Below are 5222 nucleotides of genomic sequence, written 5' to 3' on the forward strand. Positions count from 1 at the left end.
ACGCCAGGTAGGGCTGGCCCTGCAGGTCCACGCCGGCGTCCAGCAGTTCGGCCAGGTGGGGGTGCTGCAGGCGGGCCAGGATCTCGCGCTCGCGGGCGAAGCGCTGGCGCAGGCCGGAGTCGGCGTAGCCRCTTCGCAGCAGCTTCAACGCGACGCGGCGCTGGTACAAACCGTCGGCACGCTCGGCCAGCCAGACCTCGCCCATGCCGCCCTCGCCCAGCGGCCGCAGCAGCCGGTAAGGGCCAACCAGGGTGCCGGCGCGGCTGTCTTCCGGCGCGGCCGTCCACAGCGGCTGGGCCATGAACTCATGGCTGTCGCGTTCGTGCGCCAGCAAGCGTTCCACGTCCCCGGCCAAGGTCGGATCGGCCGCGCGCAGCTGGGCCAGGCGCAGCTCGCGCTGGGCCGGGGGCAGTTCCAGCAATTGGTCCAGCAGCGTCGACAGCTGCCGCCAGCGCACCGCTTCCATCGATCCACCCCCCGAACGATGTACCGCCGCCCGCGCCGCCACGCAGGGCCGTCATGCCCCCTCGATCAGTCTTCGCGCACCGATGCCAGCAGGAACATGCGGGCCTTCTGCCAGTCGCGGCGGATGCTGCGTTCGGAGCGCTGGCAGAGGTCGGCGATTTCCTGCTCGGACAGCCCGGCGAAATAACGCAGTTCCACCACCTTGGCCAGGTGCCCATCCACCGCCTGCAGCCGCGCCAGTGCCACGTCCAGTGCCAGCAGGTCCTCGTCCATGCGCACGCCGCTGCTGCTGTTTTCCGGTATTTCCGCCACCCGCTTGAGGTCGCCGCCGCGCTTGCGCGCCAGCCGGTTGCGCGCGTAGTCCACCACCACGCTGCGCATCGCCGAGGCGGCGTAGGCGAAGAAGTGCGCGCGATCTTCGAAGCGGGCGGTACCGCGCGCGCCGAGCAGTTTCAGGTAGGACTCGTGGACCAGCGAGGTCGCATCCAGGGTGCGCCCCTGCTGCCCGGCCAGCTGGCGCCGGGCCATGCTGTGCAGCTCCTGGTAGAGCAGGGTCAGCACCCGGTCCAGCGCAGCGCGGTCGCCCGCACGGGCTGAATCCAGCCATACGGTGATATCCGGGCCCTCGTCCATCGCACACCCCCGCCGGTGACGTTGGCCGGACTATACCCCCGCCAAGGCGACAGGCATGCGAGGGTTCAACGCTGGCAGTGGCTGCACCAGACGCTGGCGCGCTGGCCGATGGTGGCGTGCCGCAGCAGCCGGCCGCACTGGCGGCAGGGCTCGCCTTCACGGCCGTAGACCAGCAGCTCCTGCTCGAAGTAACCCGGCGCCCCGTCCGGATTGATGAAGTCGCGCAGGGTGGTACCGCCGCGGGTGATGGCGTAGGCCAGGATCTGCTTCACTGCATCGGCCAGGCGCTGGTAGCGCTCGCGGGAGATCTTCCCGGCCTCGCGCAGCGGGTTGATTCCGGCCATGAACAGGCTTTCGGCAGCGTAGATGTTGCCCACCCCGACCACGATGCCCTGGTCCATCAGGAAGGTCTTCACCGGCGCCTTGCGGCCCCGACTGCGCTGGAAGAGGTAATCGCCGTTGAAGGCCTCCTCCAGCGGCTCCGGGCCCAGCCCGGCCAGCAGTGCGTGGGTTTCCCCGGCCGGTTGCCACAACAGGCTGCCGAACCGGCGCGGGTCGTTGAAGCGCAGCAGGCGGCCGTTGTCCAGGCTGATGTCGACGTGGTCGTGCGCACGCACGGGGGTATCACCGGGCAGCACGCGCAGGCTACCGGACATGCCCAGGTGCAGCAGGGCGCTGCCGATGGCGGTATCGAGCAGCAGGTACTTGGCGCGGCGGCGCACGCCTTCGATCGCCTGGCCGGGGAGCAGGGCGCCGATCTCATCGGGAATCGGCCAGCGCAGGTCGGGGCGGCGCAGGATCACGCCGTGCACGCGGCGGCCTTCCAGGTGCGGGGCCAGACCTCGGCGGGTGGTTTCTACTTCGGGGAGTTCGGGCATGGGGAGATTCTAGCGAGCCGGCGACAGACTGGGCGCGCGGCAATCAACGCGGCGGCGCGGCCAGTTCCTTGGCACTCAGATACCCGTCGCCATTGGCATCCTGCTTATGGAACCGCTGGATCAGGGTCTGCCGCTGCTGTTCGCGGGTGATCGAGGGACCCTTGCCGCCGGGCAGTTCATCGGCGCTGAGCACKCCATCGCCGTTGCGGTCCATGCGCTGGAAGGCATACATCATCCACTGCACGTATTCCTCGACGCTGACGCGGCCATCACCGTCGGTATCCATGCGCTGCAGGTAGCTGCCGGTATCGGCGACCTGCGCCTGCACACCGGTGGCGGCGAGCAGCAGGGCGAGGCAGGAAAAACGCCGCACGCGGCGGCGTTTTTCACAGGCATCGGGTGCAGACCGGCGCACCGGTCAGTGCGCCGTCAGTGCATAGCCCTTCAGGCGTGCGGCATAGGCCTGCAGCGCGGCGATGCCGCTTGCCTCGGCTTCGTGGCACCAGGCCTGCAGCAGCTTGAGGCGTTCGGCGGCGTCGTTGCCGCGCGCTTCCAGCAGGGCCGCCAGGCGCGCGCGGTGCTCGACCAGCACGCGGATGCGCGGGCGCTGTTCCACCCAGGTGCTGAGCTGGGCGCGGCAATCGGGCTTGAGCCAGCGGCCATCGTTGACCAGGCCACGGCGCATGCGGCGCGGCAGCAGCTTGCGCAGCTTGGCGCCGGCCATCGACGCCTCTTCGCGCAGGGCCGGGACGAACACGTTGCGCTGGTAGTCGGTCATCGCCTGGAAGCGGTGCGACAACAGGGCCTTGAGGGTTTCAGCGTCGGGCACGGTGATGTTCGGGCGCACGTCCATGGACGGTGCCACGCGCAGCACCTTGGCCAGGCGCAGCGCCTGCAGGCCGCGGATGGCCGCCCAGCCGATGTCGAACTCCCAGCGGCGCATGGAGAAACGCGCCGAGCTCGGGAAGGCATGGTGGTTGTTGTGCAGCTCTTCGCCGCCGATCCAGAACGCCCACGGGGTCAGGTTGGTCGAGGTATCGGCCGATTCGAAGTTGCGGTAGCCCCACCAGTGGCCGAGGCCGTTGACCACGCCGGCGGCCCAGAACGGGATCCACGCCATCTGGATCGCCCACAGGGCCACGCCGGGCAGGCCGAACAACAGGCTGTTGATGGCCAGCAACGCGACCGGGCCGAGGTTGGCGTGCGGGGTGTACAGGTGACGCTCGATCCAGTCGTCCGGGGCGCCACGGCCGTACTGCTCGATGTCCGCACGCATCGCGCGAGCTTCGCGGTACAGCTCCACGCCGCGCCAGAACACCATGCCGATGCCCTTGGTGACCGGGCTGTGCGGGTCTTCGTCGGTTTCCACCTTGGCGTGGTGCTTGCGATGGATCGCCACCCACTCCTTGGTGATCATGGAGGTGGTGAGCCAGGTCCAGAAGCGGAAGAAGTGGGCGATGAGCGGGTGGAAATCCACGCCACGGTGCGCCTGGCTGCGATGCAGGTACAGGGTGACGGCGAAGATGGTCAGCTGGGTGAACACCAGCAGCACCAGCGCCATCCCCCACCAGCCGAGGCCGACGATACCGCCGGTCAGGAAGTTGAGGAGCGTATCGAGCATCGCAGGACTCCGGGCCGCGGGCGGCCAGCAAGGAAACGGGTACACCTTCGAACATGATGGGGCCTGACGTTGCAAACTTCATCCATCTGATGCGATTTTTGCGCAGTCATTCAGTTGTTTCCCCTCTTCGTGAGCATGCCCCCGCATTCATGACAGTCGCAGCCTCCACGGCGCCCGTCGCCGCCAACGCCCCCCTGATCGAGCTGGACCGCGCCTGTGTGATCCGTGGCCAGGTCCGGGTCCTGCACGACCTCAGCCTGCGCATCGCCCAGGGCCAGCACACCGCGCTGCTGGGCCCCAACGGCTGTGGCAAGTCGTCCTTCATCAAGCTGATCACCCGCGAGCTGTACCCGCTGGCGCATGCCGACGGCAGCGTGGCGGTGCGCGTGCTCGGGCAGAACCGCTGGCAGGTGGACCGCCTGCGCTCGCAGCTGGGCATCGTCACTGGCGACCTCAGCAGCAACCTGGCCGACATGCCCGGACTGACCGTGGAAGACGCGGTGCTGTCGGGGTTCTTCGCCAGTTTCGTGGTGCCCGCCTTCCGGGAAGTCACCGACGCCATGCGCGAGCGGGTGCGTGAAACCCTGACGCTGACCGGCGCGCTGCCGCTGCTGCAGCGCGGCTATGCCGAACTGTCGGCCGGTGAAACCCGGCGCGTGCTGATTGCCCGTGCGCTGGTCAACCGGCCGCAGGCGCTGCTGCTGGACGAGCCGTCGACCGGGCTGGACCTGATCGCCCGCCAGCACCTGATCGCCACCCTGCGCAGGCTGGCCGCCGAAGGCATCACCCTGGTGCTGGTGACCCATCACATCGAAGAGATCATCCCCGAGATCGAGCGCGTGGTGCTGTTGCGCGGCGGCAGGATCCTCGCCGACGGCAGCCGGCACGACCTGCTGCGCGACGCGCCGCTATCGGAGGTGTTCGGCGGACCAATCCAGGTGATCGAACACGAGGGGAGGCTGAGCGCCTTTGCCGGATAAACGCCCGTAGTCATGCGTGGCTGGCAAGGTGCACGGACCCCGAACGATAGAGCCGCGCCATGCGTGGCTGGCAGGTGCACGGGCGCTGGACGCAAGGCAGCCACGCATGGCGTGGCTCTGCCAGGGGAAACGGAGGCAATCGCCTCCGTTTCCCGCCTTCCCTAGAACTTCACCGCCACCGCGCGCGATTCGATCGGCGCCATCCGCCCCTGGTCCTGCAACTGCAGGTCACGCAGTTCGAACGGTGCCGCATACCCGCGTGGCAGTGCGACGCTGGCGAACGGCAACTGCAGCTCGGCATTGCCGGCCTTGTCGAACCACGCCGCACTGTGCGCCTGCGCGACCGGATGCAACTGGCCATCCGGCCCGGTGGCATAGAGCGTGCCGCGTGCCTCGTACCGCCCCGGTGCACCGATCTGCAGCGGCAGCGTCACCGCACGACGGGCACTGTCCACTGCGACCTGACCACTGAAGCGCGCGGTCGGCTGGGCCACGGCGAAGGCGACCTTGGCATCGCGTTGCACCCCGTTGGCGCTGACGAAGGCCTGCAGTTCCCACAAGCCCTGCACCCGGCCGATGTCCTGCGGAATCGTCACGCGCGCGCGCAGGCCCTCCTTGCCGGCCACCAGCGGCACCGGCCAGCCG

General features: G+C 69.0%; 7 protein-coding genes. 1 reads left to right on the forward strand and 6 read right to left on the reverse strand.

Going from position 1 to position 5222, the window contains the following annotated elements; all coding sequences use genetic code 11:
* From ACXJKH_RS14075 to ACXJKH_RS14095, 5 genes are all read right to left on the reverse strand, one after another.
* Nucleotides 1-466: protein kinase (locus ACXJKH_RS14075; protein WP_457320151.1), on the reverse strand; the 466-nt coding region annotated here is incomplete at its 3' end.
* A gap of 65 nt (nt 467-531) precedes the next feature.
* Nucleotides 532-1098 carry an ECF-type sigma factor gene (locus ACXJKH_RS14080; RefSeq protein ID WP_256776640.1) on the reverse strand — a complete coding sequence of 189 codons (567 nt, stop codon included), beginning with the start codon at nt 1096-1098 and terminating at the stop codon, nt 532-534.
* A gap of 65 nt (nt 1099-1163) precedes the next feature.
* Nucleotides 1164-1976 (reverse strand): bifunctional DNA-formamidopyrimidine glycosylase/DNA-(apurinic or apyrimidinic site) lyase, encoded by an 813-nt coding sequence (gene mutM, locus ACXJKH_RS14085; RefSeq protein WP_457320154.1) that lies wholly within the window; start codon nt 1974-1976, stop codon nt 1164-1166.
* A 43-nt stretch (nt 1977-2019) separates the two neighbouring features.
* Complete coding sequence (locus ACXJKH_RS14090) at nt 2020-2349, reverse strand: EF-hand domain-containing protein (protein WP_457320156.1); 330 nt, start codon at nt 2347-2349, stop codon at nt 2020-2022.
* Nucleotides 2350-2394: 45 nt separating this feature from the next.
* The gene (locus ACXJKH_RS14095; protein ID WP_457320157.1) at nt 2395-3597 is read right to left on the reverse strand and encodes a DesA family fatty acid desaturase; all 1203 of its coding nucleotides are present in this window, start codon (nt 3595-3597) and stop codon (nt 2395-2397) included.
* Nucleotides 3598-3791: 194 nt separating this feature from the next.
* Here ACXJKH_RS14095 and ACXJKH_RS14100 point away from each other — a divergent pair, with 194 nt between their 5' ends.
* Complete coding sequence (locus ACXJKH_RS14100; protein ID WP_457320161.1) at nt 3792-4577, forward strand: ABC transporter ATP-binding protein; 786 nt, start codon at nt 3792-3794, stop codon at nt 4575-4577.
* Between the two features lie 161 nt (nt 4578-4738).
* Here ACXJKH_RS14100 and ACXJKH_RS14105 read toward each other — a convergent pair.
* On the reverse strand, nt 4739-5222 hold a 484-nt coding region (locus ACXJKH_RS14105), incomplete at its 5' end, for a DUF4785 family immunoglobulin-like domain-containing protein (RefSeq protein ID WP_457320159.1).

The organism is Stenotrophomonas sp. P5_B8 (genome assembly GCF_054049855.1).